The organism is Novosphingobium sp. BL-52-GroH (assembly GCF_044813085.1).
In the GTDB taxonomy this organism is placed as follows: Bacteria; Pseudomonadota; Alphaproteobacteria; order Sphingomonadales; family Sphingomonadaceae; genus Novosphingobium.
Genome location: NZ_CP171152.1, coordinates 2,216,255 through 2,239,699, shown reverse-complemented (window position 1 = coordinate 2,239,699; position 23,445 = coordinate 2,216,255). Strand labels below are relative to the sequence as shown.

The window sequence follows — 23,445 nt, the reverse complement described above, 5'->3', positions numbered from 1 at the left end:
AGGACTGGCGCTCCTACCAGACGTAGGCCTTGGGCAGATAGGTCTCGTCCAGATCGTTGTACCGCGTGCGCAGGCGGCTCTGGTGGTTGCTCAGCGGCTGTTTCACGCCGTCGATCCACACCTCCACCGGCGCCGAGGAAAGCTCCAGCGGATCGCCGTCCCACACCACAACGTCGCCCACCGCGCCCGGGGCCAGCACCCCCGCTTTCCCGCCGAACCCGCTGATCTCCGCCGGCACGGAAGTGATCGCGGCGAAAGCCTCGCCCCACGAAAGGCCGGTGGCACCGGGGACTTTCGTGAGCGCGACGAGGTTGCCCGCCTGCTGCGGCGCATAGCGCGGCTGGTCCATGCCGGCGAACATGCCGATAGCGACCTTGACGCCCGCCTGCTTCAACCGCCCGACGTTCGACATCGTCGCCGCCAGCGTCTCGAAGCTGGCCGGCAGGTCGCGCATGGGCATGGTTATCACCGGGACCTTGGCGGCGGCGATTTCGGACGCAACGAGCCATCCCTCGGTGGCGCCGACCAGCACGAGGTCGAGCCTGGGGAACTCGGCCTTGAGCGCCAGCACGCTGCGGATGTCGGCAGCGCGCTCGACGCCCACGTAGAGCGGCTGGGTGCCGTCGATCACTTTGGCGAGCGCCAGCGCATCGGCCCGGGTAAGCAGCACGTCGCCCTGCCGCTGTCCGCCCGGCGCCAGTGCCGAAGCCTCGCGCGCCTCGCGCAGGGCATTGCGCAAGGCCGTATGCGCGGCGACGCGACTACCGCCGGCCAGACGTGCGCCGGCCTCGCCCAATTCGACGTACTGGAACGCGCGCGGGCGCATCACCAGCGCGGCATCGGCGCCCAGGTCGATCACCGCGCCTTGCCCGGCGAATATCGACTGGCCGTTGAACGCAGTGACGCTGGCGCGCGTGACCCCGCCCTCCCGGCTGACGGCAATATGCTCGCTCGACGGATTGAGCGCGGGGCTCACGTCGAGCGCGGCATTGAACGGGGACTTGTCGGCGGAACTGTCGTTGCTGGTGTCGACCGCCTCGACGTCCCACAGACCAAGGTCGGTGACGGCGGAGAACAGCCCCGGCGTCACCCACTTGCCGGTGCCGTCGATGCTCTGGACACCGGCCGGCACGGCAACCCCGGCACCGGCGGCCACCACCTTGCCGGCACGCACGACGACGGTGCCGTGCTCGATCGGTGCGCCGCCGTCTCCGGTGGCCACGGTCGCGTTGGTGATCGCGAAGTCCTGCGCCATGGCAGGCAGGGGAACAGGGAGCGGAGCGGCCGCGAGCAGGGCGGCGAGCAGGGCGCGCTTCACTTCACGTCTCCTTCACCGGGCTGGCCAAGTTCGAAATCGCTCACCGGCTTTCGCCTGGGATCGTCGGCGTCGTAGAGCAGCGCCCCGTCGACCCAGACTTTCTCCGGCCGCGAGTAGACCGAGAGCGGATTGCCGTTCCACAGCACGACGTCGGCCATCTTGCCGGTCTCCAGGCTTCCGGTCTTCGCACCGATGCCCATGGCCTTGGCGGCGTTGTAGGTGAACCAGCCGACCACTTGTGCATCCGGGATGTCGACGCCGATGCGCCTGCCCGAAGCCTGCGCGCGGGCGGCGGCCTGGTTGAGGCGCTGGATGCCGTTCTCGTCGTCGGAGTGGATGACCACGCAGGCGCCCGCCTTGGCGAGCAGTGCGGCGTTTTCGGGAATGCCGTCATAGGCTTCCATCTTGAAGCCATACCAGTCGGCCCAGACGGCGGCGCAGACGTCGGCCGCCTTGAGCAGGTCACCGATCTTGTAGGCCTCTACCGCATGGTGGAAGGCCGTGACCTTGTAACCCATCTCCTTGGCCATATCGAGGACCTGCGCCATCTCGTCGGCGCGGTAGCAGTGGTTCTGGACGAGGATCTCGCCCTTGAGGACGCCCTCCAGCGTGTCCTTGCCGAGGTCGCGCTCGGCATGGTCGCCCTCCATGTACTGCTTCGCGTCGATCCACGCCTGGCGATCGACCGAGAAGTTGCCCATGCGGGTGGAAGGCTTCTGGTTGCGCTCGCCATAGACGCGCTTGGGGTTCTCGCCGCAAGCCATCTTGAGCGAATAGGGCGCACCGGGGAACTTCATGCCCTGCACGGTGCGGCTGGGTACGTTCTTGAGCGTGACCGAACGCCCGCCGATGAGGTTGCCCGAGCCCGGCAGGATCTGCAGCGAAGTCACCCCGCCATTGACCAGCGCGCGACTGAAGCCCGGGTCCTGCGGCCAGACCGAATGCTCGGCCCAGACGTCGGGCGTGGTGGGGCTGGTCATCTCGTTGCCGTCGGACAGCGCGTCGACCGAGGGGCTGGGATAGACGCCCAGGTGCGAGTGGATGTCGATCACGCCGGGCGTCACGAACTTGCCCGTGCCTTCGATGCGGTCATAGCCGGACGGAATGGCGAGGTCGGCGCCGCCCACGGCGACCACCTTGCCGTTCTCGAACAGCACGGTGCCATTGTCGATTCGGCCGCCGCGCCCGTCGTAGACGGTAGCACCGACCAGCGCGGTCGGGCGGCCGGGGTAGGCCTTGTAGGTGGAGGCGTAGGGCGTGCCCGCCTTGGCGTCCTTGTCCTTCTTCTTCGCGTCGGCGGCCTGGGGCCCCAGCGAAAGCGCCGCTCCCAGTGCCAGCAGCGACGTCCAGCGCCGCATCGCGGTCGATACCTTCATGACCGTTTCCCCTGTTCGATCGCCCGCCCCGGGCGACCCCGGGGCAAGGCCCTGTCGGAATGTCAGTGCGGCCTGGTACCCGGATGGAAGCCGGCTTCCTGCGCGTCGAGGCCGAGCCCCGCCTCGCCCGCAAGGTCGTGGTCGCCGGCACGGTCGCCCAGGGTGCCCAAATGCATCCAGCGCTTCACCAATGGCGAGAGCGCCAGAACGACGACCGCCACGCCCACCGTGATCCAGCCGATCTTGTTGTAGATCCCCAGCGTCAGCGCCTTGTCCATCGTGCCGCTTTCGCCGCCGGTGGCCTCGCCGATCTTGCCCGCGACGAAGTTGCCCACCGCGGTCATGTAGAACCAGGCGCCCATGATGAAGCTACCGAGGTGGACCGGCGAAAGCCGGGTCATCGCCGAAAGGCCGACGGGCGACAGGCACAGCTCGCCGGTGGTGTGCAGCGCGTAGATCAGGAACACGAACAGCACCGAGGTCATTACCGCCGGATCGCCGGTGCCAGCCCCCCACACGAAGACGAGGAAGCCCAGGCCAACCTGCACCAGCGCGAGGCCGAACTTGGCGGGGGCGGAAGGCTCCCAGCCCTTCTTCCCGAGGTACTGCCACAGCGCGGCGAACATCGGCCCGAACAGCACGATGTAGATCGGGTTGATCGACTGGAAGAGGCTGGTCGGCACCCCGCCGCGATCGACGAACTTGTCGGTATAGAGGCTCAGCGAACCGCCGGCCTGCTCGAACAGGCCCCAGAAGATAGGGTTGAGGCCGATCAGGAACAGGATCGCGAACATCCGCTCGCGCGGTTCCTTGGGCAGCTTGAACGCCTCGTAGAGAGTGTAGCCGAGCATCGCCACGCCCGAGACGATCAGCAGGTTCTGGATGACGTTCACGTACTGGATCAGGAACCAGATCACCACGACGGCGGCCGCGCCGGTACCGTAGAGGCTCAGTTCGCCGTTCCTGGTGAGCGGCTTGGGCGGCTCCCCCCGGCCACGCAGGGCGGGCTTGCCGACCACGAAGATGATGAGGCCCAGCACCATGCCGATGCCGGCGAGTCCGAAGCCCCACGACCAGCCGATCGTCTCGCCGAGGTAGCCCACCAGGATCGTGCCCAGCGCCGCGCCGGTGTTCACGCCCATGTAGAAGATCGTGTAGGCCGCGTCGCGCCGGGTGTCGGTCATCTTGTAGAGCTGGCCGACGATGACCGAGATGTTGGCCTTGAGGAAACCCGAGCCGACGATGATGAGCGCCAGTGCGAACCAGAACACGTTGATTGCCGGATCCGCCTGCTTCACGGCCGGATCGGCGACGCCCTGCATGCCTTCGTAGGCCATGAACAGGTGGCCGAGCGCCAGCACGATGCCGCCGAACAGCACCGCCTTGCGCTGTCCCAGCCAACCGTCGGCCAGGTAGCCGCCCAGCACCGGGGTGATGTAGACGAGGCTGGTATAGGCCCCGTAGATCAGGTTCGAGGGTCCGTCCGAGAACAGCCAGAACTTGGTCAGGTACAGGATCAGCAGGGCGCGCATGCCGTAATAGGAGAAGCGCTCCCACATCTCGGCGTAGAACAGCACGAAGAGGCCGCGCGGATGCCCGACGAACTCCTCGCTCTTGCGAGTGGCGATGAAGCCGCCGATCGCGAGGACGGCGAAGAGGAACACCGCGCCGATCGCCGCGATCCAGTCCCCCTCGTTCCAGAGTGCGATGTCCTTCATGTCGTCCCTGCCCTTGCCTGACCATCGGCGCCGCCTGGTGGCGCGCCTTGTTATGCGACCCGCGCCCGTGCCTCTCGCAAAGCCCGGACGAAAGGGCGGAGGTTAGCGGGCAATTTGCCGCTGTAAATGGGCAGCCGGTCGACGTGGGCGCGCACGAGGCGTGCGAAACTGCGTCATTTTGCACACGCAACACAGCCCATTGCGCGAAGCGGCCGGCAATGGCATTTTCCCGGCAGGCGGTGGACAGCCCGCGCGTAATTTTATGTTCCGGCACGGTTTGTCGATTTTTTTGGGGGGAAATGGCGCGATGATAAGGTCCGAGTTGCTGCAAGTGCTGGCCAGGGACAATCCGGAGTTGCGCACCGAAGATGTGGAGCGCGCCCTCGACACGTTCTTCGACGAGATCGGTCAGCGCCTTGCCGACGGCGGCCGGGTCGAACTGCGCGGTTTCGGGGCCTTCTCCACCCGCCACCGGGAAGGCCGCAAGGGCCGCAACCCGCGCACCGGCGAAAGCGTGGAAGTGCCGGAGAAGCGCGTACCCTACTTCAAGCCCGGCAAGGAAATGCGCGCCCGCCTCAACGTGGAATGACCGGCCGGTAGCCGCCGCTGGCCGTGGGGGCTCGGCCGGTAGCGGAAGCCTTGCACTTATCCTGCTTTTTCAGCCTTTCGGTGCGAGCGGGACATGGTATTGAACCGGACTCGGCATACAGCAAAAAAAGGAGGCCGTATGAAACTCAGGAATACTCTTCTCTCCCTCACCGCGACCGCAATGCTCGTCGCTCCCGTCGCGGCCCAGGCCGGCACGACGGCGGCAGCCTCGACCGGCAAGATCGCCAGCCTCGCAGGCATGGGCGAACGCAAGTCGGCCGGCGTGAAGGCTCGGAACAAGGCGGACGCGGGCGTCGTCGTCCTCGCCGTGGCCGCGCTTGGCGCGGGCACCTATGGCGTGGTCAATGCGGTCGAAGACAACAAGTCGAACGGCTCCTGACCCGGGCCCCTCGCGGGCAGTGAACGAGACCACGGCGGCCGGCTCCCGGTTACCGTGGTCTTTTTCATTGCCAGACGCCGGATTGCACTGCGGAACGCGGGCCGCTAGAGGGCAAAAACCACGGTTTCTCTAGGTATGCGGGCGTGGCGGAATGGTAGACGCTGCGGACTTAAAATCCGCTTGGGATTCCAGTGCGGGTTCGAGTCCCGCCGCCCGCACCACATGCCGAAATCTGAGTATTCGTATCTTTATTTGCAGCATTGTCGCTACGCAAACGATTGCGTTTAGAAATGAGTAACTTGCGAAACAGTATCATTTACTAGGTATCCGCTCGTGCATCGCCGCACGGACTTCCCGGGGTCGCCCTATCGAACCCGGGCGCGCGTACCTAGGGGGTATCGTTCGCCATGTCTTTCCGGGAGAGCCTGTCCCTCGGCGCCGCCCCGACGCCTGCCAACCAGCGCGCCGCACCGCGCTTCGCGCTTCTGTTGCGCGCGGCCAAGCTGGTTGCGCCCAGGGGCGCGGAATACTTGTGCATCGTGCGCGACGTTTCGGAAACCGGCGCGAAGCTGCGCCTGTTCCATTCGCTGGCGGGCGTCGGGCACCTCGCGCTCGAAAGCGCGACCGGTACGCGCATCGGCCTCGATCTCGTCTGGGAACACGGTGGTGAGGCGGGCTTCCGCTTCGTGCACCCGATCGACGTGCAGCGCTTCATCGCGGAGGCCGGCCCATATCCCAAGCGACCCATCAGGATTGCGGTGAACCATCCCGCGCGGATCGTCGTCGCGGGCGAGACCATCCCCGCGAAACTGAACAACCTTTCGCGCCAGGGCGCCAACCTCGAGACCGACCACCACCTCGCGATCGGACAGCGGCTGCGTCTCGAGGCGCAGGACCTGCCGACCTTCGAGGCGACCGTGTGCTGGCGCCGCCATCCTGCCTATGGCCTTGTCTTCGCCCAGATCATGAGCCTGGAGGAGCTGGCCTTGCGTACCTTCCGCATGCAGCCCGCCGCCTGACGCCCGCCTGGAGGCGGCTTTGCGATCCGAGCGCATCGCATCAGGCGCTCCGATCCTACGTATAGAGAAGTCGCTCTAAGCGGGCCGGAACTGCATCGCCGCGCCGTTCATGCAGTAGCGCTTGCCGGTCGGCGGCGGACCGTCGTCGAAGACGTGGCCGAGATGGCCGCCGCAGCGGGCGCAATGCACTTCGGTCCGGCCGATGCCCAGCTCGAAGTCCCCCGAGGTGCCGACGGCGCCCGGCAACGGCTTCCAGAAGCTGGGCCAGCCGGTACCGCTGTCGAACTTGGTCCTGGACGAAAAGAGAGGATTGCCGTCGGCCGCGCAGACGAAGGTTCCGGCACGGTGCTCACGATCGAGCGGGGACGAATAGGACCGCTCGGTGCCTTGTCGGCGCAGGATACGGTACTGCTCGGGAGTGAGGCGGCGGCGCCATTCCTCGTCCGTGAAGTGGACGGGATAGACTTTCGCCTCGGCATCGTCGCCGCCGCAGGCCGCCAGCACCGGCAGCGCCGCCCCGGCGCCGAGCCAGGCCAGGGCTTCCCGGCGGGTCTTCGATCCAGCCATATCACGCACGTCCTCTCGAATCGCCCCGCGATCCCATGTGGCGATCCGCCGACGCGATTCAATCGCGGACGACAACCTTGCCCGGCAAAGTCGAGGCGAACGGCCAGGCCAGGCGCCACTTGCGCCGCGCACCGCCGCCCTGGGAGCCCGATTTCATCACCCGCCTGCGGAACAGGCGCGAGCCTATGCGCACCAGCAGGAACAGCCACGCACCCTGCCACACCAGCGCCGCCACATGCGGCCAGAGCGCCGGGTCCTGCGCCGCCCGGGCCAGCATCGCGAAAGGCGAGCTGAACGGGAGCACCGCCGCGAGGATCTCGACCGCACTACCCGGCTGCGTCATCGCGTAAGTGGCGAAGAAGAACAGCACGAGCTGCATCATCGTCACCGGCATGGACAGCGTCTGCACCTCGCGCACTGTGTTCGCCAGCGAGCCGATCGACAGGAACACCGAGCCCAGCAGCAGGTAGGCCATCGAGAAATAGAGAATGCCCAGCGTCATCAGCAAGGGCCAGCCAACGGCCGGGCCCGGAAGCGCCGGCATCGCCGACGCCGCGACGAAGTAGATCGCGCCGCCGACGCCGGCCCAGACCGCGATCCCGACCAGCGAGACGCCGAGCATGGCGAAGAGCTTGCCGAAGAACACTGCTTCCATCGGGATCGCGGCGGCCAGGACTTCGATGATCTTGTTGCCCTTCTCCTCGACGAGATTGGACAGGACCATGCCCGCCAGCATCATCGTGAGCAGGAACAGCAGCGTCTGCGCGGCCTGGGCGGTCCTGAGGCGGCTCTTGCGCTCGCTGACCCGGCTGGTCGCGGTGGTTTCCAGTCTGACCTGGGGCCAGGGACGCAGCGCGCCTTCCTTGGCCTGCGCGGCGATCATCGCGATGTCGCCGCCCCAGGCCTCGATTTGGTCCCGCGGCCCGGTCAGCACCGGCGCGGAAGGGGAGCCGGACAGGATCGCGGCGATGTTCGCCTGCTTGCCCGCCAGCGCCGCCGCCGGATCGGCCGTCTCGCCGGGGCCGAGGCGCTGCACGACGGCGAGGCCGGGAAGGTCCTGGCCCAGCCGGTCCGCCAGCACGTCGCGCGCGTGGACCATGGCGTCGGCATCGGGACCGGCCATGACCACACCCACTTCAGGCCGGTCGCCGGACTGGTCGACGCTATTACCCACGCTGCCGGCAAGGGCCCCCACGATCAGCGGGAACAGCGGGCCCAGCAGGAAGAAGAAGAACGTACGCGAGAACAGAATCGCCGTGAAATCGCGCCGTGCCACGACCCAGGCGGCGGCCATCGTCGACAGGCGGCCGGAATGCGGATCGGGGATCATCGGCTCGCCTCCTCCGGTTTTTCCTCTTCGAGCGCGCGCGCCGCCGCTTCTCCTGCGATGGCGACGAAGGCGTCATGCAGCCCCGCCCGTTCGATCGAGAGCGAGAGGATACCGGCCTCGCCTTCGATCAGGGCGCGCAGCAGCGGTTCGATGCCGGTGGACGGCAGCGCAAAGTGCCAGAACTGGCCTTCGTGATGCGCATCCGCCGGCAGGGCTGCCCGCCAGGGCCCGTGCAGCGCGCGGGTTTCGAGACGTACCTGGGGCGCGATCCGATCCCGCGCGAGGTCGACCGGGCCCGCGAAAGGCACTTTGCCCCCGGCGATGATCGCCACTTCGTCGCAAAGGCGCTCGGCATGGGCGATGACGTGGGTGGAGAAGATGACCGTCGTGCCGTCCTCGGCAAGGCCGCGCATCATGGTTTCCAGCTTGCCCTGGTTGAGCGCGTCGAGGCCCGAGAAAGGCTCGTCGAAGATCACCAGCCGGGGCCGGTGCACCAGTGTGCCGAGGATCTGCACCTGCTGCGCCATGCCTTTGGAGAGCTGGCGAATCTGGCGCCCCGCTGCATAGCCCAGGCCATGGCGTTCGAGCAGTTCGTGGGCGCGGCGGCGCCCTTCCTTGAGCGGCAGTCCGCGCAACGCGCCCAGGAACGCGATCGCCTCGGTCGCCTTCATCGACGGGTAGAGGCCTCGCTCCTCGGGCAGGTAGCCGATGGCGTGGGCCACTTGGTGCGGGCGCTCGGCACCCAGGATGCGGCGGTAACCCGAATCGGGATCGATGATGCCCAACAGCATGCGCAGGGTGGTGGTCTTGCCGGCGCCGTTGGGCCCCAGGATTCCGTAGACCGAACCTGCCGGGACCTGGAGGTCCACGCCATCGACGGCGGTGAAGCCGTCGAAGCGCTTGACCAGCGCCCGTGCCTCGATCGCCAGTGTCCCGTCATGCCGCGCATTGCCGGTCAACCTCGGATCTCCTACTTGCGCATCCATGACGTCCCCCGGCTCCGATAGCAGCGTAGACGATAGTGCCGCCCTGGTTAAGGGCGAGCTAAGGGCGTTTGCCACGGAAATGGAGGCGGAAGCGCGCGCATTGGGCTTCTGTGCCTTCGGAATCGCCTCGGCCGCGGGGGACGGCGATCGCGCCGCCCGCCTCGATGCGTGGCTCGCGGCGGGGATGCACGGGACGATGGCGTGGATGGAGGAGCGAGCCCACCACCGCCGCAGTCCGCAGGGCATGTGGCCCGAGGCGCGCAGCGTCGTCGCACTGGGCATGAGCTATGCGCCGGCCGCCGATCCGCTGCGGCTGGCAGGCGAATCCCAAGTGGGTCGGATTTCGACATATGCCCAAGGCGCCGACTACCACGACGTCGTGAAGAAGGCGCTCAAGCACCTCGCTCGCTGGGTCGTCGCCAAAGGCGCCGCGCGCGGTCTGGGGGAAGTCGGCGTCAAGGTCTTCACCGACACCGCGCCGGTGATGGAGAAGCCGCTCGCCGCCGCGGCCGGGCTGGGCTGGCAGGGCAAGCACACCAATGTCGTCAGCCGCGAGCATGGGTCGTGGCTGTTCCTCGGCGAAATCTACACCACGCTGGAGTTCGAACCGGCGGTGCCCGGGCGTGACAACTGCGGGTCGTGTCGCGCCTGCCAGGACGCGTGCCCGACCGATGCTTTTCCTGCGCCCTACCGCCTCGATGCGCGGCGCTGCGTCAGCTATCTCACCATCGAGCACAAGGGGCCGGTGCCCGAGGACCTGCGCGAAGGGCTGGGCAACCGCATCTACGGCTGCGACGACTGTCTTGCGGTCTGCCCCTGGAACAAGTTCGCGGCCACGGCGCACACCATGAAGGCATTCCTGCCCCGCGCCGAATTGACCGCCCCGGAACTGGCTGACCTGCTCTCCCTGGACGACGCGGGATTTCGCGCACTGTTCTCGGGGAGTCCGATCAAGCGGATCGGGCGCAATCGGTTCGTGCGCAACTGCCTTTACGCGGCGGGGAACAGCGGCCGGACGGCCCTGCTCGGGCAGGTGGAGGCGCTGCTGGGCGATGAGGACCCGGTCGTGGCCGAGGCCGCGGCATGGGCCAAGGGGCGGCTCGTCAGGGAATAGCAAACGGGGCCCACGAAGGCGGGGCCCCGTTTCGTCTTGCCGCTAGAGCAGTTCCTTCAGCAACGTCCCGGCATCTGCCAGCGCCGCCACATCAGGCGTGGCGCCGGCTTCCACCAGCTTGCGGCCCTGCACGTAATCCTTGACGGCGTTGACGCAGTCCAGCGCCACCACGCGGCCTTCCTTGAGGTAGACTACCGAGAAGCTGCGGCCATCGACATCGCCGCGGACCACGGTCTTGTCGAAGCCCACGTTGATGCCGGCGGTCTGGAGGCGCAGGTCATACTGGTTCGACCAGAACCACGGGAACGCCTTGTAGGGCTTCTCGTCGCCGCAGATCGCCTTGGCAACGCAGGTTGCCATGTCGTTGGCGTTCTGCACCGATTCGACGCGCATCACGGTGCCGCCGGCATAGTCGCAGGCGAAGGCCGCGCAGTCCCCGATCGCGTAAACGTCGGGCAGCGAGGTGCGGCAGAACTCGTCCACGTCTACGCCGTTGGCACCGCTGGCGCCCGCGACGATCAGCGGGGCGACGGCCGGCACGATGCCGATGCCCACGATCACGGCTTCGGCCGGGATGATCTCCCCGTCGGCCAGCTTGACGCCGGTCACCCGATGGCCATCACCCTCCAGGCAATCGACCGCCACGCCGGTGCGCAAGTCGACGCCGTGGTCACGGTGCTCCTGCTGGTAGAACGCGGACAGTTCCTCTCCCGCCACCCGCGCCAGCACGCGCGGCAGCGCTTCGAGCAGCGTCACGTTGAGCTTGAGCTTGGACAGCACCGCCGCCGCCTCGAGCCCGATGTAGCCGCCGCCGATGACGACGATGTTGGTCGTGCCCGCGTCGATCTCGGCCATCAGCGTGTCGCAGTCCTCGCGGGTGCGCACGGCGTGGACGCCGGCAAGCTCGGCCCCGCCGCACGAGAGGCGCCGCGGATCGCCGCCGGTCGCCCAGACCAGCTTGCCGTAGCCGAGGCTCGCCCCGTTGGAGAGCGTCAGTTCCTTCGCCTTGGCATCGACCTTGGTGACTTCGGTGCCGAGCCGGAAGGTGACCTCCTTCTCGGCCCAGAACGTCGGGGGGCGGATGTAGAGGCGGTCGAAGGTCTTCTCGCGTGCGAAATATTCCTTCGAGAGCGGCGGGCGCTCGTAAGGATACTCCGGCTCGCGGCCGATGACGGTGATGGTTCCGGTGAACCCATTCTGGCGAAGGGCGATAGCGCACTGCGCTCCGCCATGCCCCGCTCCCACGATGACGACGTCTGCTGTTTCCATGGGCCGGTGAGTTCCCGCAATTTAACCGCGCGGTCAATGCCTCTCGCAACAGGAAGTTGCGAAAGTCGTCGTCGTCCCGGACTTGATGCGGGACCATGGGTACTCTCGAGGCGACAGTTTGCGGTGGGCCTTTGCAGCGCGGTGGCATGACGCAAGGTCGGCGTGGCCTTGTCCGCGGTCCCGGGTCGGGCCCGGAACCACGGTTTAGCGGATCGCGTTCATGTCAGAGCCGGGGCCTGACCCAGAGCTTCCATCGTCAGTTCGAGCGAGCGAATCTGCGCCGCCGGATCGTATGTCGCAATACTGACGATCAGTTCGTCCGCCTGGGTGCGCGCGACGAATTCCTCGATGCCGGCCCGCACCGTCTGCGGATTGCCCACAGCGCTGACCGAGCGCACCTGCTCCAGCATCGCCCGCGCCGAACCCGGCAATGTTTCGCGATAGCCGCGCACGGGGGGCAGCAACCGCCCCGGATTGCCGGTACGCAGCGCCACGAAGCTCTGGTCGGTGGACGAGGCAAGGTAGGCCGCCTCCTCGTCGGTATCGGCGGCGACCACATTGATGGCGGCCATGAAATGAGGGCGGTCGAGCGTCTCGGAGGGCTGGAAGCGCTCGCGGTAGACTTTCGCCGCCTCGTCCAGTGCCGCCGGGGCGAAGTGCGAAGCGAACGCGTATGGCAGCCCGAGCATCGCGGCGAGCTGGGCACCGAACAGGCTGGAGCCCAGCAGCCACATCTCCACATCCGCGCCCGCCGCCTGCGGGGAGGGCACCCCGCCCGCCGCCTGGCCGGCAAAGCGCGCCTGCAGTTCGACCACGTCATTGGGGAAGCGCTCGGCGGCCCCGTGGATATCCTTGCGCAATGCCTGGGCCAGGCGCCCGTCGGCACCCGGTGCCCGGCCGAGGCCGAGGTCGACGCGGCCCGGGAACAGCGCGGCGAGCGTGCCGAACTGCTCTGCGATCACGTAGGGCGTGTGGTTGGGCAGCATGATGCCCCCCGAGCCGATGCGGATCGTGCTGGTGGCATTGCCCAGGTGGGCGAGGACCACCGACGTCGCTCCGCCCGCGATCCCGTCCATGCCGTGGTGCTCGGCCACCCAGTAGCGCTTGTACCCGGCGCGTTCGGCGGCCCGGGCGGTGGCGACGGAAATGTCGAGCGCCTGGCCGACGGTGCCGCCTTCACGGACGGAAACGAGATCGAGGACGGAAAGCGGAATCATGGCGTGGCTTTCGCTGTTGCTCCCTGCTCGGAGCCGAGCTGGGAAAGGTACTGCTTGGCGGTGACGGCTGCATCGCTGTCGGGACCGGCCGCGAGGACCGAGTTCCAACTGCGCCGCGCCGCCGTCTCGTTGCCCGAAAGCATGGCGATGACGCCGGCTTCGAGGCCGATCTCGGGGTCCTGCGGGGCTAGGGTGGCGGCCTTCTCGATCTGCGCCTGTGCCTGCGGGAGATTATTTTCGCGGCGCGACAGGGTGGCCGAAAGCAGCCAGGCCTGTGCATTGTCGGGCTGCACCGCGCGTGCCTCGGCAAGCGCGGTCGCGGCCTCGCCGGGCTGCTTGACCGCCACCAGCGCGCGGGCGCGGTCGACCGCGATGGAGCCGGTGAGATCGGCATCGGCAACGATCTTGGCATCGGTCGCGGCAGGAGCCAGCAACCCCAGCGCCTGCCCCGGCTGCCCGGCTGCGAGCGCCGCATTACCCGCCATCGCACCGAGGCGGGCGCGGCTGGCGTGGTCGGTCGGGTCGGCGGCATCGCGCGCGTTGACGAAAGCGGTGCGCGCCTCGTCCCAACGGTTCAGGTCGCTCAGCGCGACGCCCAGGCACAGGCCCGCGCGCACCCGCTCGCGCCCGAGCGCGTCGTCGAGCGCGCTGCGGGCGAGTTCGGCGGACTTCTCCGGGTTGGCCGCGACCGCGCTCATGCAGCCGGTACTGGCGGAGCTTGCGCGCGCGGCGGGAAGTACGACGTTCTGCGCCTCGCGGGCCCGCTTGGCAGCCTCGGCATCCTTCTTCTCGATGATCTCGAGCGGCAGGGACGAGGCGTAAGGACTGCCGTTGCTGGGCAGGGCGGACGCCGGGCCGACCTGGGCCATGAGGGGAAGCAGGAGAGGCAGCAGGGACATGGGATCAGGACTCCGAGGGAACCTGCGTCGCGCGGGGCAGGACGAGTTCGGCAACCGTGCGCAAGAGCAACTGGATGTCGGCATCGCGCGAGAGGCGGTGGTCGCCGTCCTTGATGAGCGTCACCTGCACATCGGCTGAACGCAATCGCTCGGCCAGTTGCAGGGAGATGTCGAACGGCACGTCCGGGTCGCGCTGTCCGTGCAGCAGCCGGACGGGGGCATCGATCGCGATCGGGCCTTCCAGCAGGAGGTTGGCCTGGCCGTCCGCCCAGAACCCGGGGTGCGTGGGGGTCGGCTCGGGGCCGTAGGGATTGTCCTCGAAGATCGTCTCGCCATCGGCCAGGAGGGACTTGTCCATCTGCGGAATGCCCCAGTCGGTGAAGTCCGGTGCGGGCGCGATGCCGACGAGGCCTGCCAGCCGGTCACCCAGCGCAAGGCCGGCAAGCAACATGACCCAGCCGCCCATCGACGAGCCGACCAGCACGACCTTCTCGTCGGTTTCCAGCGCGGCGACCAGCGCGAGGACTTCCTGGGTCCAGCGCGTGAGCGTGCCGTCGCCGAAATAGCCGGGACTCTCGCCACAACCGGAATAGTCGAACAGGAGGCACGGCAAGCCGCTGGCGCGGGCCATCTCGAACAGGGCACTGGCCTTGGAGCCGGCCATGTCGGACATGTATCCGGGCAGGAAGACGATCACCGGGCCGGTCCCCGGCGTGAAGCGATAGGCGATGGAGCGACCGTCGGAGAGGTCGAGGAAGCGGGTCGATGTCATCACCCGTTAGTGGGAACCCGAGGCCGCGAGGGCAAGCGCCAAAGGGGAAAGACTTGCTTGGGAGCGGGCAAGTCAGGCCACCGGCCACCCAGCCGCCGAGCCCGAGGCAGGCGCCAACCCCGGTCTATGCCCTGGGCCCTGATCTATGCCTTGGGCTTTTTCGCAGGCGCCGGTGGCGCGGCCCCCTCGAGCAAGTCCGCGAAGTCCCCGACGGGACTGGCCGATGGAATCGCCGCCATCGCCTGCGCCAGCTTGCCCGGATCGACGGCCCCCGGAGAGCCGGTCAGCATCTCGAACACCGGCGCCGACGCCAGCCCCCTGAACCCGGCGCCATAGCGCGCGTGGAGCCCGGCCAGCGCGTCCTCGCGTCCCAGCATCGCTTGCGAGATCGCATGCCGCAGCACTTTGGCCTGCCCCACCGGATCGAGCACGCGAGCGCGCGGCAGTCCGGCCGCCGAGACGTCGGCATAGCGCGACCACTCGCGCCGCTGCCACAGGATCTCCGCCTGCAGCGCCCCGGCATCCGGCATGTCCTGCAGCACCGCGAGAGCCTCGTCGACCCGGCCGACCTGGGTGAGCGCGGCGGCCTCGACTCGCTTGCGCGCCGCCAGCATCGCGTCCGGCAAGCCCGGATCGTCGGTTTCGCGCAAGGTCCGCAGCGCACGCTCGGGACGGCCGGCCAGGATGTAGAGGCTCGCCACTCGCGCCGAGAGCGGCCCGCGCGCGAGGTCGCCGGCGCGCTGCATGAGCTGGTAGGAGAGCAGGTCCGCCGCGCGTTCGTAGAGCCCGGCCTGCTGCAACCGCTCGGCAAGGCGGCTGGCCATGAGGTCGCCTTCGGCGCCTGCGGGTGCGAGATCGCGGTAGTCCCAGTAGAGCCCGGCCGCCCGGTCGAGCGGCAGCTTGCGCGCCGGATCGAGCGCCGCCGACAGCTTGGCACGGAGCGAAGGCAGGAAGTCCGCGCCCTGCCGCGCCGGGTCGTGGTAGCGGGCCAGCGCGGCCCCGGCGGACAGCGCGCCGGGCAAGTCGCCGCCGGTGTCGGCAAGGCGGTAGTCGAGGCGCAGCGCCCGTTCCTCGATCGCATCGCCGCGCCAGGTATAGCGGATCTGGTCGAGTTGCCGGCGGGCCGCTTCGGGGCGGATGGCATTGCGGGCGACCTCGCCCTCCAGGGCGCTCAGGCGCGCGTCCATGCGCTGCTGCGCCGTGCCCGACTGCGCTACGCGGGCGAAGCGCAGCCGCGCATTGTCGCCATGGCCGAGCGCCAGTTCCGCCCGTCCGCGCAGGAGATTGGCGGCCGGGTCCCGGTCGGGTAGCCACGACAGCCAGTGCAGGGCCTTCTCCGGCGCGCCGCCTTCCACCCCGGCGAGCGCGGCGGCGAGGACGAAGGGCGCGGGGCGGGGCTTGTCCAGCGCCGGGGCGGCACAGGCGAGCTGCTGGAGCGCCTGTTCGGCCAGCTGCGCGCCGGCCAGCGCGCGCATGCGCCACAGGCAGGCCTCGGGATTGGCACGCAGGCCCGGCATGTCGAGCGCCGCCAGCGCTTCCTCGGGACGGCGGAGCTGCGCCAGCGCCGCCCCGCGGGCAAGGCGGTAGGCGTCGACCATGCCGAGGTCGGAATCATCCTGTACCATGACGTCGAGGACGCCCAGCGCCTCGGGCCCGCGCTCGGCCGCGATCAGGCTGCGGGCATAGTCCCAGCGCGCCGCCTGCCGCTCCTGCGGGGACACCGTGGCCAGACGCTCCCAGGCCTCGCGCTCGGGGATCGCGGCCCAGGCCGACGCGCCGGCCAGCGGGGGGCGCTGGGCCAGTTCGGCGGCGAAGCCCGGCAGCCGGGGCGCATAGACCGGAGCGGCGGGCGGCGGCGTGGTCGTCGCCAGGAGGACCACCGCGCCCGGGACGAGCACCCCGCAGGCCAACAGGCGCGCCAGCCTCACAGCGAGCCCGCCTCGGTGAACCCGGCCAGCACGAACAACGCGCCTCCGATCGCGCAACCGACGAGGAACAGCGCCAGCGCCCCGGCGACCCATAGCAGGCTTCCCCCCTCCCGCTTGTGCGCAGCCGCCGCCGAGGCGGCGGGCATCTGCTCCCGCGGTTCGTCCGTGCGGCGGCGCGCAGGCGTGGACGGTACGGGTCCGGAAGAAACGACCCGCACTTTCGCCGGACGCCGATCGCTGCTCATCTGCAAGGAACTCCAAGTTTCATCCTATTATAGAACGACTGCCCGGCTTGCGGACCGGGCGGGGCTGCTACCGGAGTCCTCGATGCCCTTTCCCGTTTCCTGCCGTCGCTTCCGTGGTCCCGCGCTGGCCCGTGGTCCTGCACTGGCCATGCTGCTGGCGGCGGCGGTCCCGCTGCACGCGGCGAACACCGATCCGCGCAAGGCCGCCGAGACCCCGCCCCCCGACCCGACGTTCCTTGCGCTCGAGCCCATCGATGCGCCGATCGTCGATGGCGGGCGGGTGGACGGGGTGCTCCACGTTACCATCGTCGTCCAGGCGAAGACTGCCGAGGACGCCGCTGCGCTGGCCAAGCGCATGCCCGAATTGCGCGCGGCTGCACTGCCGGCGGCGATCGAGTTCGCTCGCCTGCGCGCCTCCCGCTTCGCGCCGGTGGACGTGACCCGCCTCGCCGCGACGATCGGACCACCGGTCCGGCAGGTCGACCGCGCGATCGACAAAGTGCTGATCCTGAAAGTTTCCGCGACGGAGAGTTGACGGGTCGGAAGCGGCTCGGCGGGCGGCCGGTCAGTAGAGCGTGGGGCCCAGGACCCACAGGACGAGCCTGCCTTCCGCCGGGAAATCGCTCAGGCTCGAGCGCGCGTCCGCCTCGTTCTGCGCCTGCCCCTGCGACAGGCCGAGCGCGAGTGCCAAGGCCACCGCGATCGCGACGGCCACGCCGACTTGCGCTCCCTTGCTGCGCCGTTCGGGCCCGGACGCCATCATTCCCCCCTCTGGAAAATATCCTCGATCGCCATACCAAAGACGTCGGCGATGCGAAAGGCGAGCGGCAAGGAGGGATCGTAGCGCCCGGTTTCTATCGCGTTGACGCTCTGGCGCGAGACTTCGAGGCGCCCGGCGAGGTCCTGCTGGCTCCAGCCGCGCTCGGCGCGCAGCACCTTGAGGCGGTTCTTCACGCCCCCCTCCAGCGGTTCACGAACGTGCCGAGGCCCAGGCCGATCGCCCAGACGGGCACCGCCGCCCAGCCTGGCACGTGCGGGACCAGCCCGAACGTCTCGAGGAAGCCCCAGACCGTCGCCACGCCCAGCAGCAGCCCGGTGGCCGAGAGCGCCGCGTTGACGACGCACTTGCGCAAGTATTCGTCCTGCTCCTCCACCAGGTAGCGCCTCATGGCCCAGAGCAGGTAGAGGATCGGCAGCGCCGGCAGGATGGCCAGCACCCACAGCAGCGGCCCCTGCGCGTGCAGCGTTCTGCTCCCGACCACCGCCACCGACAGCAGCAGCACATAGGCGAACGACCAGATCAGTCCGCGCCGGTTGTAGCGCCGCGTCGCAGGCGAGAACGCACCGCACTCGGCCTGCGCGCGTTCGCTGGCCCGCACGAAGGGGATCAGCAGCAGCATCGGCGGTATCATGACCAGCATCGAGGGGATCGACGGCAGATCAAGGAAGCGCGCACCGAGGCCGGTCCCGAACATCCCGACGAAGAAGGCGGCACCCCATAGCCACACCGGGCGCCGCGAGACGACTTCGCTGGCCATTGGTCAAACTCCCCTGATTCGATGTAAAGGAAAGTTGTCATTCCAACGCGATCTAGTCAAGTGACATTGACATTATGGACAGCGTAGTTGTCATCGAGCCTTGGTCGCCGCGAGAGAGGTCGCCCGACCGAGGCCGACGATGCGAATGCAAGGGACGCACGCGAGGGGATGACTTCGCGCCGCACAATCGCTACATCGCCCGCCATGACGCACGCGCGCACCACCACTACCACCACTACCCGGCCAGCCCGGGCACGGTCGGTCGCGGTCTGAATTCGCGCGCCACCGTCGCCCGGGGTTTCGGGCGAGACGGCGTCACTCTCCCGAAACGAAGCCATTTAGCCGACGCCGCCGCTTCACCCGCGCGCCTGCCTGTGCCATGGCGCGCACAAAGCCGGTCTGCGCCGGTAACGAGAGACGAGTCCCGCGATGTCCCAGATGTTCAAGATCAGCCTGCCCGACGGTTCGGTCCGCGAAATGCCGGAGGGGTCCACCCCGGCGGACGTCGCCGCCGCGATCGGGCCGGGCCTCGCCAAGGCCGCCCTCGCCGCTCGCATCGACGGCGAACTGGTCGACCTGAGCCTGCCCTTCACGGGTGACGCGCAACTGGCCCTCGTCACCAGCCGCGACGAGGCGGAAGCGCTCGACCTCGCCCGCCACGACTTTGCGCACGTGCTCGCCGAAGCGGTGCAGGCGCTGTTCCCCGGCACGCAGATCACCTTCGGCCCTTCGACGGACGACGGCTTCTACTATGACTTCGCGCCCAAGGATCGTCCGTTCACCGACGACGACCTGCCCGCGATCGAGGCGGAGATGCGCCGCATCATCGCCGCCGACAAGCCGCTGCGCCGCGAGGTCTGGGACCGCGAGACGCTCATCAGCCGCTGGAAGCAGCAGGGAGAGAGCTTCAAGGCCGAATGGGCCGCCGAACTCCCCGGCGACGAGCCGCTGACGGTCTACTGGTCGGGCGAGGACTGGCTCGACATGTGCCGCGGCCCCCACCTGCCTTCGACCGGCAAGCTGGACCCGGCCGCCTTCAAGCTGACGCGCGTGTCGGGCGCCTACTGGCGCGGCGACCAGAAGAACGCGATGCTCAGCCGTATCTACGGAACCGGCTGGCTCAACAAGAAGCAGCTTTCCGCCCACCTGACGCGCCTCGAGGAAGCCGCCAAGCGCGACCACCGCAAGCTCGGCAACGAGATGGACCTGTTCCACCTCCAGGCCGAAGCGCACGGTTCGGTGTTCTGGCACCCCAAGGGCTACCTCATCTGGCGCGAGCTGGAAGCCTACATGCGCCGCGCCATCGACGGCGCCGGCTATCGCGAGGTCAAGACCCCCCAGGTCATGGACGCGCGCCAGTGGGAGCAGTCCGGCCACTGGGGCAAGTACCGCGAGAACATGTTCGTCATCCCCGACGAGGTCCCCAACGTCGAGGACGAAGGCCCGATCGTCTCAGATGATGCCGAGTGGATGGCCCTCAAGCCGATGAACTGCCCGGCGCACGTCCTGATCTTCCGCCAGGGCATCAAGTCCTACCGCGAACTGCCGATGCGCCTGTACGAAAACGGCTGCTGCCACCGCAACGAGCCCCACGGCGCGCTGCACGGGCTGATGCGCGTACGCCAGTTCACCCAGGACGACGCGCATATCTTCTGCCGCGAGGACCAGATCGTCAGCGAAGTACAGGACTTCTGCGAACTGGCAGACCGAGTCTACAAGCACTTCGGGTTCACTTATTCGATCAAGCTCGCGCTCCGCCCCGAAAAGCGTTTCGGCAGCGAAGAGATGTGGGACCTGGCCGAAGCCGAACTCCGCGCCGCCGTCGTCAAGGCCGGCCTTGCCACCGAAGAGTTCGGTTGGGAGGAACTGCCGGGCGAAGGCGCCTTCTACGCACCCAAGCTGGAATGGCACCTGACCGACGCGATCGGCCGAACGTGGCAGGTCGGCACGATCCAGTCGGACCGCGTGCTGCCCGAGCGCCTCGACGCCAGCTACATCGGCGAGGACGGCGAAAAACACCGCCCGGTCATGCTCCACCGCGCGATCTTCGGTTCGTACGAGCGTTTCATCGGCATCCTGATCGAGCACTTCGCCGGCAAGCTTCCGGTGTGGCTCGCACCCGTCCAGGCGGTGGTGGCGACGATCGTGTCGGACGCCGACGCCTATGCGGGTGAAGTCGCCGCCAAGCTCAAGGCCGCCGGCGTGCGCGTCGAGACCGACGTGCGCAACGAGAAGATCAACTACAAGGTGCGCGAGCACTCCTTGAAGAAAGTGCCGCACCTCCTCGTCGTCGGCAAGCGCGAGGCCGAGGAAGGGACCGTCGCCCTGCGCACGCTCGGCGCCGAGCACCAGAAGGTGATGTCCCTCGACGAGGCGATCGCCCTGCTCAAGCGCGAAGCCACGGCGCCGGATCTGCTTTGACCCACTTCCTTTCCGCCCACGTCATGCTGAACTCGTTTCAGCATCCATCGTGCCCTATCTCCAGGTCTGGAAAGGCGGCAAGATGGCCTCTGAACCAAGTTCGGGGTGACGGTGGCGCAGGGGCACAAGCCATGATGACGAAGGAGCCCACCCCATGATCCAGCGCGAACTCGTCGATACCGCTTGGATTCCCGATGGCGGGAAGCTCGAACTGTTCCGGCACGACAAGGACTTCATGATCGTGCTGGGCCACAACGAGCTGATGAGCAGCCGCAAGTGGGGCTCGGAAGAGGCCCTGGCGACGATGGCCTACGACCGGATCCGGAATAGCAAGCGCCCGCACATCCTGATCGGCGGCTACGGCATGGGCTTCACCTTGCGCGCCGCGCTCAGGGTACTGCCGGCCAATGCCCTCGTCACCGTGGTCGAACTGGTGCCCGAGATCATCCAATGGGCCCGCGGGCCCATGGCGCACCTGACGGGCAACCATCTCGAAGACCCGCGCGTGACGCTGGTGATGGGCGACGTCGCCCACGTCATCGCCGAAGGCCACGGCGACTACGACGCGATCCTGCTCGATGTCGACAATGGCCCCGATGGCCTGGTGCGCGAGGACAACAACGTCATCTACTCCAAACTCGGCCTGCGCGCCGCCAAGCGCGCGCTGACGCCCGACGGAGTGCTGGCGATCTGGTCCGCCGGCGCCGATCCCGTCTTCGCGCGGAGGCTTGAGAAGGCCGGCCTTGCGGTCGACGAGGTCAAGGTCCATGCCCGCAGCAACGGCAAGGGCGCCAAGCACGTAATCTGGTTTTCGTCCAAGAGCGAATAAGGCGCGGGACGGGTGCCGGACGCCGCTGCGCGGCCGTTACCCTTCGATCTTCTTCGCGCCCCCGCGCCGCGCCGCCGCCACGACGACGCTCGTGCTCAGCAATATCCCCGAGACCAGCAACCCCAGCGCGACCAGTCCCACCGGGCTCAAATCCGACCGCGCCTCCATGCTGAAGACCTTGCCGAAGCGTATGGCGGCAGAGGCGGTCTGGCGATCTTTCGAAAGGCGCATGAACTGGTACTTCCGCTGGGGATATCACGCCCGCCTTACCACAGCACCCCGTGCTTGTCCGGCCCAAGCGGTTCCGGCGCCGGTTCGCCGATCGACTGCAGCAGGTCGATCTCGATCGTGCGGCACATCGCATTGAGCGGCAGGTCGTGGATGTCGTTGGCGAAGGGATCGACCAGGTCGTCGCCGATGGTCAGCACCGCCAGGAACATCAGGCCGGCGATCGTCGAGCCGAGCGGCGTCGCGAACTGCAGCGTCTCGACCAGGCCGATGGGGAGCAGGACGCAGAACAAGTGCGTGAACAGCATCGGCAGGAAGCGATACTGGAACGGCAGCGGCGTGTTCTTGAGCCGCTCCATGCCGCCTTGCGCATTGGCGATGTCGACCAGCACGGCTTCCATCTGCGCCTGCTGGATGGTGTCGATCCAGCCGTTGCGGCGGGCCTCGTCGATGCGGCGGCCGGTGCCATCGAGGATGCCGTTGGCGACGTTGGTGCGGCTCAGGGCCAGGTCGGCCTCATGCTGCGGCAGCAGCCGGATCACTTCCTCGTCCGGCGGCAGGCGGCGCAACTGGCAGCGCAGCGCGTTGACGTAGGCGATCTGGCGCAGGACGATCCGCCGCTTGTAGTCCGATGCTTCGGGATCGGGCATGAAGTTGCGCGCCGAGCGCGCGATGTTGCGGCTGGCGTTTATCATCAGCCCCCACAGCCCGCGCCCTTCCCACCAGCGCTGGTAGGCCGAATTGCTGCGGAAGCCCAGGAACAGGCCGAGCACAGTGCCGAACAACGTCACTGGCAGTTCCGGCGCCGAGAACGGCAGGACATAGTAGGTGATGGTGACGATCACGTCCCAGACGAACAGGACGGTGAGCGGCTTCCAGATTTCCCGGACGATCCGGGCGGGACTGGGTATCTTGCTGACGATCATTGCGGAAGTGCGGACTCCGGCTGGGGATGCTGCGCCAGGGTGGTGATGCGCTTTTCCTGCGCGGCATCCCTGGGCTTCTCGGTCGAACGGGCCATCGCGATGGAGGTTCCGGTCGCGGGGCGGATCGAAAACCAGTTCACCCGGTCCGCGGCTACCAGGAAGGCGAGCACGCCGCAGCCGAAGAGCAGCAGCAGCAGGTTACCCACAAGCGATTCGCGAAGCCGGGCACGCTCCGCAGCGTTCATGTTGCGCATGGTAGAACTCCAAAATCAGGTTCGCCCTTAAGCTGGGGTAACCGGATTTCGATTGCATCAGCGGTTTGCAACGAAACTTTGCTGCAATGCAATATCTCGGTGTGCGGTGCAACATTGTAGACAAGACGCAGCCATGCCGCGGTCCGCGACATTGAAACGGAAGGGGAAAATCGGAGCCCGACGTACGGGCACGCGATCAGAGCGGCAGCGAAGTGCGCGCGAGGATCAGCGCCAGGGCGCAACCGCCCACCATGATCGGACGCAGCAGCCCGATGGCCGGCAGATGCAGCGGAGCATGGGCAAGGGCGACGATACGAACCATGGCCGCGATGATGCCTCGCGGGTGGTTTCCAAAGCGTTAAGAAACGGAACTTTGCTGCACCTCGTCCCGGATTTGCATGGCACCGAGGGGATTCTTGAGACGCAAGCCCGCCATGGGCCACTGCCGCGCTGCGCCTTGCACGAAGCACGGCGCAGCCTTGCCAGCGGTCCCGGATCAAGTC

At 68.0% G+C, this 23,445-nt stretch carries 26 protein-coding genes and 1 tRNA gene; 8 read left to right on the top strand and 19 right to left on the bottom strand.

Translation table 11 applies throughout. The features are described from left to right. Positions 1–13: 13 nt before the first annotated feature. From ACFFDA_RS23480 to ACFFDA_RS23470, 3 genes are all read right to left on the bottom strand, one after another. Complete coding sequence (locus ACFFDA_RS23480) at positions 14–1,255, bottom strand: amidohydrolase family protein (RefSeq protein WP_404482856.1); 1,242 nt, start codon at positions 1,253–1,255, stop codon at positions 14–16. A gap of 59 nt (positions 1,256–1,314) precedes the next feature. Next, a complete protein-coding gene (locus tag ACFFDA_RS23475; protein WP_404479679.1) occupies positions 1,315–2,694 on the bottom strand; it encodes an amidohydrolase in 1,380 nt (459 codons plus the stop codon). Between the two features lie 62 nt (positions 2,695–2,756). Next, positions 2,757–4,412, bottom strand: coding sequence for a peptide MFS transporter (locus ACFFDA_RS23470; RefSeq protein ID WP_404479678.1), 1,656 nt, complete (start codon positions 4,410–4,412; stop codon positions 2,757–2,759). Between the two features lie 307 nt (positions 4,413–4,719). On the opposite strand from ACFFDA_RS23470, the gene ACFFDA_RS23465 reads away from it, so the two are divergent. The 4 genes from ACFFDA_RS23465 (at position 4,720) to ACFFDA_RS23450 (ending at position 6,419) form a co-directional block, all read left to right on the top strand. Beyond that, entirely contained in the window at positions 4,720–5,001 is a 282-nt protein-coding gene (locus ACFFDA_RS23465; protein WP_404479677.1) for an integration host factor subunit beta, read from the top strand. A 138-nt stretch (positions 5,002–5,139) separates the two neighbouring features. After that, entirely contained in the window at positions 5,140–5,400 is a 261-nt protein-coding gene (locus ACFFDA_RS23460) for a hypothetical protein (RefSeq protein ID WP_404479676.1), read from the top strand. A gap of 137 nt (positions 5,401–5,537) precedes the next feature. Continuing rightward, positions 5,538–5,621 (top strand) — tRNA-Leu (locus ACFFDA_RS23455). Positions 5,622–5,807: 186 nt separating this feature from the next. Beyond that, on the top strand, positions 5,808–6,419 hold the full coding sequence (locus ACFFDA_RS23450; RefSeq protein WP_404479675.1) for a PilZ domain-containing protein: 612 nt from the start codon (positions 5,808–5,810) through the stop codon (positions 6,417–6,419). A gap of 75 nt (positions 6,420–6,494) precedes the next feature. On the opposite strand, the gene msrB is transcribed toward ACFFDA_RS23450, so the two are convergent. Genes msrB through ACFFDA_RS23435 form a run of 3 tightly spaced genes read right to left on the bottom strand, consistent with a single transcriptional unit; the run spans position 6,495 to position 9,302 of the window. After that, positions 6,495–6,986, bottom strand: coding sequence for a peptide-methionine (R)-S-oxide reductase MsrB (gene msrB / locus ACFFDA_RS23445; protein WP_404479674.1), 492 nt, complete (start codon positions 6,984–6,986; stop codon positions 6,495–6,497). Positions 6,987–7,044: 58 nt separating this feature from the next. Continuing rightward, complete coding sequence (locus ACFFDA_RS23440) at positions 7,045–8,316, bottom strand: ABC transporter permease (RefSeq protein ID WP_404479673.1); 1,272 nt, start codon at positions 8,314–8,316, stop codon at positions 7,045–7,047. Next, positions 8,313–9,302: an ABC transporter ATP-binding protein gene (locus ACFFDA_RS23435; protein ID WP_404479672.1), complete on the bottom strand. Its 990-nt coding sequence runs from the start codon at positions 9,300–9,302 to the stop codon at positions 8,313–8,315. Before ACFFDA_RS23435 ends, ACFFDA_RS23440 begins: the two co-directional genes overlap by 4 nt. Before the next feature lie 79 nt (positions 9,303–9,381). On the opposite strand from ACFFDA_RS23435, the gene queG reads away from it, so the two are divergent. Beyond that, entirely contained in the window at positions 9,382–10,416 is a 1,035-nt protein-coding gene (gene queG / locus ACFFDA_RS23430; RefSeq protein ID WP_404479671.1) for a tRNA epoxyqueuosine(34) reductase QueG, read from the top strand. Positions 10,417–10,458: 42 nt separating this feature from the next. Here the strand turns inward: queG and ACFFDA_RS23425 are convergent, their stop codons facing one another. The 6 genes from ACFFDA_RS23425 to ACFFDA_RS23400 all read right to left on the bottom strand — a co-directional run bounded on the left by ACFFDA_RS23425 (position 10,459) and on the right by ACFFDA_RS23400 (position 16,746). Next, positions 10,459–11,685: an NAD(P)/FAD-dependent oxidoreductase gene (locus tag ACFFDA_RS23425; RefSeq protein WP_404479670.1), complete on the bottom strand. Its 1,227-nt coding sequence runs from the start codon at positions 11,683–11,685 to the stop codon at positions 10,459–10,461. A 218-nt stretch (positions 11,686–11,903) separates the two neighbouring features. Next, positions 11,904–12,902, bottom strand: a complete 999-nt coding sequence (locus ACFFDA_RS23420) for an LLM class flavin-dependent oxidoreductase (protein ID WP_404479669.1) — start codon at positions 12,900–12,902, stop codon at positions 11,904–11,906. After that, on the bottom strand, positions 12,899–13,801 hold the full coding sequence (locus tag ACFFDA_RS23415; RefSeq protein ID WP_404479668.1) for a tetratricopeptide repeat protein: 903 nt from the start codon (positions 13,799–13,801) through the stop codon (positions 12,899–12,901). Before ACFFDA_RS23415 ends, ACFFDA_RS23420 begins: the two co-directional genes overlap by 4 nt. 4 nt (positions 13,802–13,805) lie before the next feature. Then, positions 13,806–14,573 carry an alpha/beta hydrolase gene (locus tag ACFFDA_RS23410; RefSeq protein WP_404479667.1) on the bottom strand — a complete coding sequence of 256 codons (768 nt, stop codon included), beginning with the start codon at positions 14,571–14,573 and terminating at the stop codon, positions 13,806–13,808. A 143-nt stretch (positions 14,574–14,716) separates the two neighbouring features. Continuing rightward, positions 14,717–16,501: a hypothetical protein gene (locus tag ACFFDA_RS23405; RefSeq protein ID WP_404479666.1), complete on the bottom strand. Its 1,785-nt coding sequence runs from the start codon at positions 16,499–16,501 to the stop codon at positions 14,717–14,719. Next, entirely contained in the window at positions 16,498–16,746 is a 249-nt protein-coding gene (locus ACFFDA_RS23400) for a hypothetical protein (protein ID WP_404479665.1), read from the bottom strand. Before ACFFDA_RS23400 ends, ACFFDA_RS23405 begins: the two co-directional genes overlap by 4 nt. 82 nt (positions 16,747–16,828) lie before the next feature. Here ACFFDA_RS23400 and ACFFDA_RS23395 point away from each other — a divergent pair, with 82 nt between their 5' ends. Further along, a complete protein-coding gene (locus ACFFDA_RS23395) occupies positions 16,829–17,281 on the top strand; it encodes a hypothetical protein (RefSeq protein WP_404479664.1) in 453 nt (150 codons plus the stop codon). A 30-nt stretch (positions 17,282–17,311) separates the two neighbouring features. Here ACFFDA_RS23395 and ACFFDA_RS23390 read toward each other — a convergent pair whose 3' ends face one another. From ACFFDA_RS23390 to ACFFDA_RS23380, 3 genes are read right to left on the bottom strand one after another with little or no spacing between them, the layout of a single operon-like run. Continuing rightward, positions 17,312–17,509: a hypothetical protein gene (locus tag ACFFDA_RS23390; protein ID WP_404479663.1), complete on the bottom strand. Its 198-nt coding sequence runs from the start codon at positions 17,507–17,509 to the stop codon at positions 17,312–17,314. Beyond that, complete coding sequence (locus ACFFDA_RS23385; protein ID WP_404479662.1) at positions 17,506–17,700, bottom strand: helix-turn-helix transcriptional regulator; 195 nt, start codon at positions 17,698–17,700, stop codon at positions 17,506–17,508. The genes ACFFDA_RS23390 and ACFFDA_RS23385 overlap by 4 nt, the downstream gene beginning before the upstream one ends. After that, positions 17,697–18,284 carry a hypothetical protein gene (locus tag ACFFDA_RS23380; protein ID WP_404479661.1) on the bottom strand — a complete coding sequence of 196 codons (588 nt, stop codon included), beginning with the start codon at positions 18,282–18,284 and terminating at the stop codon, positions 17,697–17,699. Before ACFFDA_RS23380 ends, ACFFDA_RS23385 begins: the two co-directional genes overlap by 4 nt. 429 nt (positions 18,285–18,713) lie before the next feature. Between ACFFDA_RS23380 and thrS the strand changes: the two genes are divergently transcribed. Beyond that, a complete protein-coding gene (gene thrS, locus ACFFDA_RS23375; protein ID WP_404479660.1) occupies positions 18,714–20,705 on the top strand; it encodes a threonine--tRNA ligase in 1,992 nt (663 codons plus the stop codon). Positions 20,706–20,859: 154 nt separating this feature from the next. Then, positions 20,860–21,534, top strand: a complete 675-nt coding sequence (locus tag ACFFDA_RS23370) for a spermidine synthase (RefSeq protein WP_404479659.1) — start codon at positions 20,860–20,862, stop codon at positions 21,532–21,534. Between the two features lie 36 nt (positions 21,535–21,570). Here ACFFDA_RS23370 and ACFFDA_RS23365 read toward each other — a convergent pair whose 3' ends face one another. The 4 genes from ACFFDA_RS23365 to ACFFDA_RS23350 all read right to left on the bottom strand — a co-directional run bounded on the left by ACFFDA_RS23365 (position 21,571) and on the right by ACFFDA_RS23350 (position 23,264). Further along, on the bottom strand, positions 21,571–21,765 hold the full coding sequence (locus ACFFDA_RS23365; protein WP_404479658.1) for a hypothetical protein: 195 nt from the start codon (positions 21,763–21,765) through the stop codon (positions 21,571–21,573). Between the two features lie 35 nt (positions 21,766–21,800). Further along, on the bottom strand, positions 21,801–22,688 hold the full coding sequence (locus ACFFDA_RS23360; RefSeq protein WP_404479657.1) for a bestrophin family protein: 888 nt from the start codon (positions 22,686–22,688) through the stop codon (positions 21,801–21,803). Then, positions 22,685–22,942, bottom strand: a complete 258-nt coding sequence (locus tag ACFFDA_RS23355) for a hypothetical protein (RefSeq protein ID WP_404479656.1) — start codon at positions 22,940–22,942, stop codon at positions 22,685–22,687. The genes ACFFDA_RS23360 and ACFFDA_RS23355 overlap by 4 nt, the downstream gene beginning before the upstream one ends. A 196-nt stretch (positions 22,943–23,138) precedes the next feature. Next, on the bottom strand, positions 23,139–23,264 hold the full coding sequence (locus tag ACFFDA_RS23350; protein WP_404479655.1) for a hypothetical protein: 126 nt from the start codon (positions 23,262–23,264) through the stop codon (positions 23,139–23,141). Positions 23,265–23,445 lie beyond the last annotated feature (181 nt).

Coding starts and splice junctions, on each gene's coding strand:
- ACFFDA_RS23480 (WP_404482856.1), bottom strand. CDS start 1,255: ATGGCGCAGGACTTCGCGATCACCAACGCGACCGTGGCCACCGGAGAC.
- ACFFDA_RS23475 (WP_404479679.1), bottom strand. CDS start 2,694: ATGAAGGTATCGACCGCGATGCGGCGCTGGACGTCGCTGCTGGCACTG.
- ACFFDA_RS23470 (WP_404479678.1), bottom strand. CDS start 4,412: ATGAAGGACATCGCACTCTGGAACGAGGGGGACTGGATCGCGGCGATC.
- ACFFDA_RS23465 (WP_404479677.1), top strand. CDS start 4,720: ATGATAAGGTCCGAGTTGCTGCAAGTGCTGGCCAGGGACAATCCGGAG.
- ACFFDA_RS23460 (WP_404479676.1), top strand. CDS start 5,140: ATGAAACTCAGGAATACTCTTCTCTCCCTCACCGCGACCGCAATGCTC.
- ACFFDA_RS23450 (WP_404479675.1), top strand. CDS start 5,808: ATGTCTTTCCGGGAGAGCCTGTCCCTCGGCGCCGCCCCGACGCCTGCC.
- msrB (WP_404479674.1), bottom strand. CDS start 6,986: ATGGCTGGATCGAAGACCCGCCGGGAAGCCCTGGCCTGGCTCGGCGCC.
- ACFFDA_RS23440 (WP_404479673.1), bottom strand. CDS start 8,316: ATGATCCCCGATCCGCATTCCGGCCGCCTGTCGACGATGGCCGCCGCC.
- ACFFDA_RS23435 (WP_404479672.1), bottom strand. CDS start 9,302: ATGGATGCGCAAGTAGGAGATCCGAGGTTGACCGGCAATGCGCGGCAT.
- queG (WP_404479671.1), top strand. CDS start 9,382: ATGGAGGCGGAAGCGCGCGCATTGGGCTTCTGTGCCTTCGGAATCGCC.
- ACFFDA_RS23425 (WP_404479670.1), bottom strand. CDS start 11,685: ATGGAAACAGCAGACGTCGTCATCGTGGGAGCGGGGCATGGCGGAGCG.
- ACFFDA_RS23420 (WP_404479669.1), bottom strand. CDS start 12,902: ATGATTCCGCTTTCCGTCCTCGATCTCGTTTCCGTCCGTGAAGGCGGC.
- ACFFDA_RS23415 (WP_404479668.1), bottom strand. CDS start 13,801: ATGTCCCTGCTGCCTCTCCTGCTTCCCCTCATGGCCCAGGTCGGCCCG.
- ACFFDA_RS23410 (WP_404479667.1), bottom strand. CDS start 14,573: ATGACATCGACCCGCTTCCTCGACCTCTCCGACGGTCGCTCCATCGCC.
- ACFFDA_RS23400 (WP_404479665.1), bottom strand. CDS start 16,746: ATGAGCAGCGATCGGCGTCCGGCGAAAGTGCGGGTCGTTTCTTCCGGA.
- ACFFDA_RS23395 (WP_404479664.1), top strand. CDS start 16,829: ATGCCCTTTCCCGTTTCCTGCCGTCGCTTCCGTGGTCCCGCGCTGGCC.
- ACFFDA_RS23390 (WP_404479663.1), bottom strand. CDS start 17,509: ATGATGGCGTCCGGGCCCGAACGGCGCAGCAAGGGAGCGCAAGTCGGC.
- ACFFDA_RS23380 (WP_404479661.1), bottom strand. CDS start 18,284: ATGGCCAGCGAAGTCGTCTCGCGGCGCCCGGTGTGGCTATGGGGTGCC.
- thrS (WP_404479660.1), top strand. CDS start 18,714: ATGTCCCAGATGTTCAAGATCAGCCTGCCCGACGGTTCGGTCCGCGAA.
- ACFFDA_RS23370 (WP_404479659.1), top strand. CDS start 20,860: ATGATCCAGCGCGAACTCGTCGATACCGCTTGGATTCCCGATGGCGGG.
- ACFFDA_RS23365 (WP_404479658.1), bottom strand. CDS start 21,765: ATGCGCCTTTCGAAAGATCGCCAGACCGCCTCTGCCGCCATACGCTTC.
- ACFFDA_RS23360 (WP_404479657.1), bottom strand. CDS start 22,688: ATGATCGTCAGCAAGATACCCAGTCCCGCCCGGATCGTCCGGGAAATC.
- ACFFDA_RS23355 (WP_404479656.1), bottom strand. CDS start 22,942: ATGCGCAACATGAACGCTGCGGAGCGTGCCCGGCTTCGCGAATCGCTT.
- ACFFDA_RS23350 (WP_404479655.1), bottom strand. CDS start 23,264: ATGGTTCGTATCGTCGCCCTTGCCCATGCTCCGCTGCATCTGCCGGCC.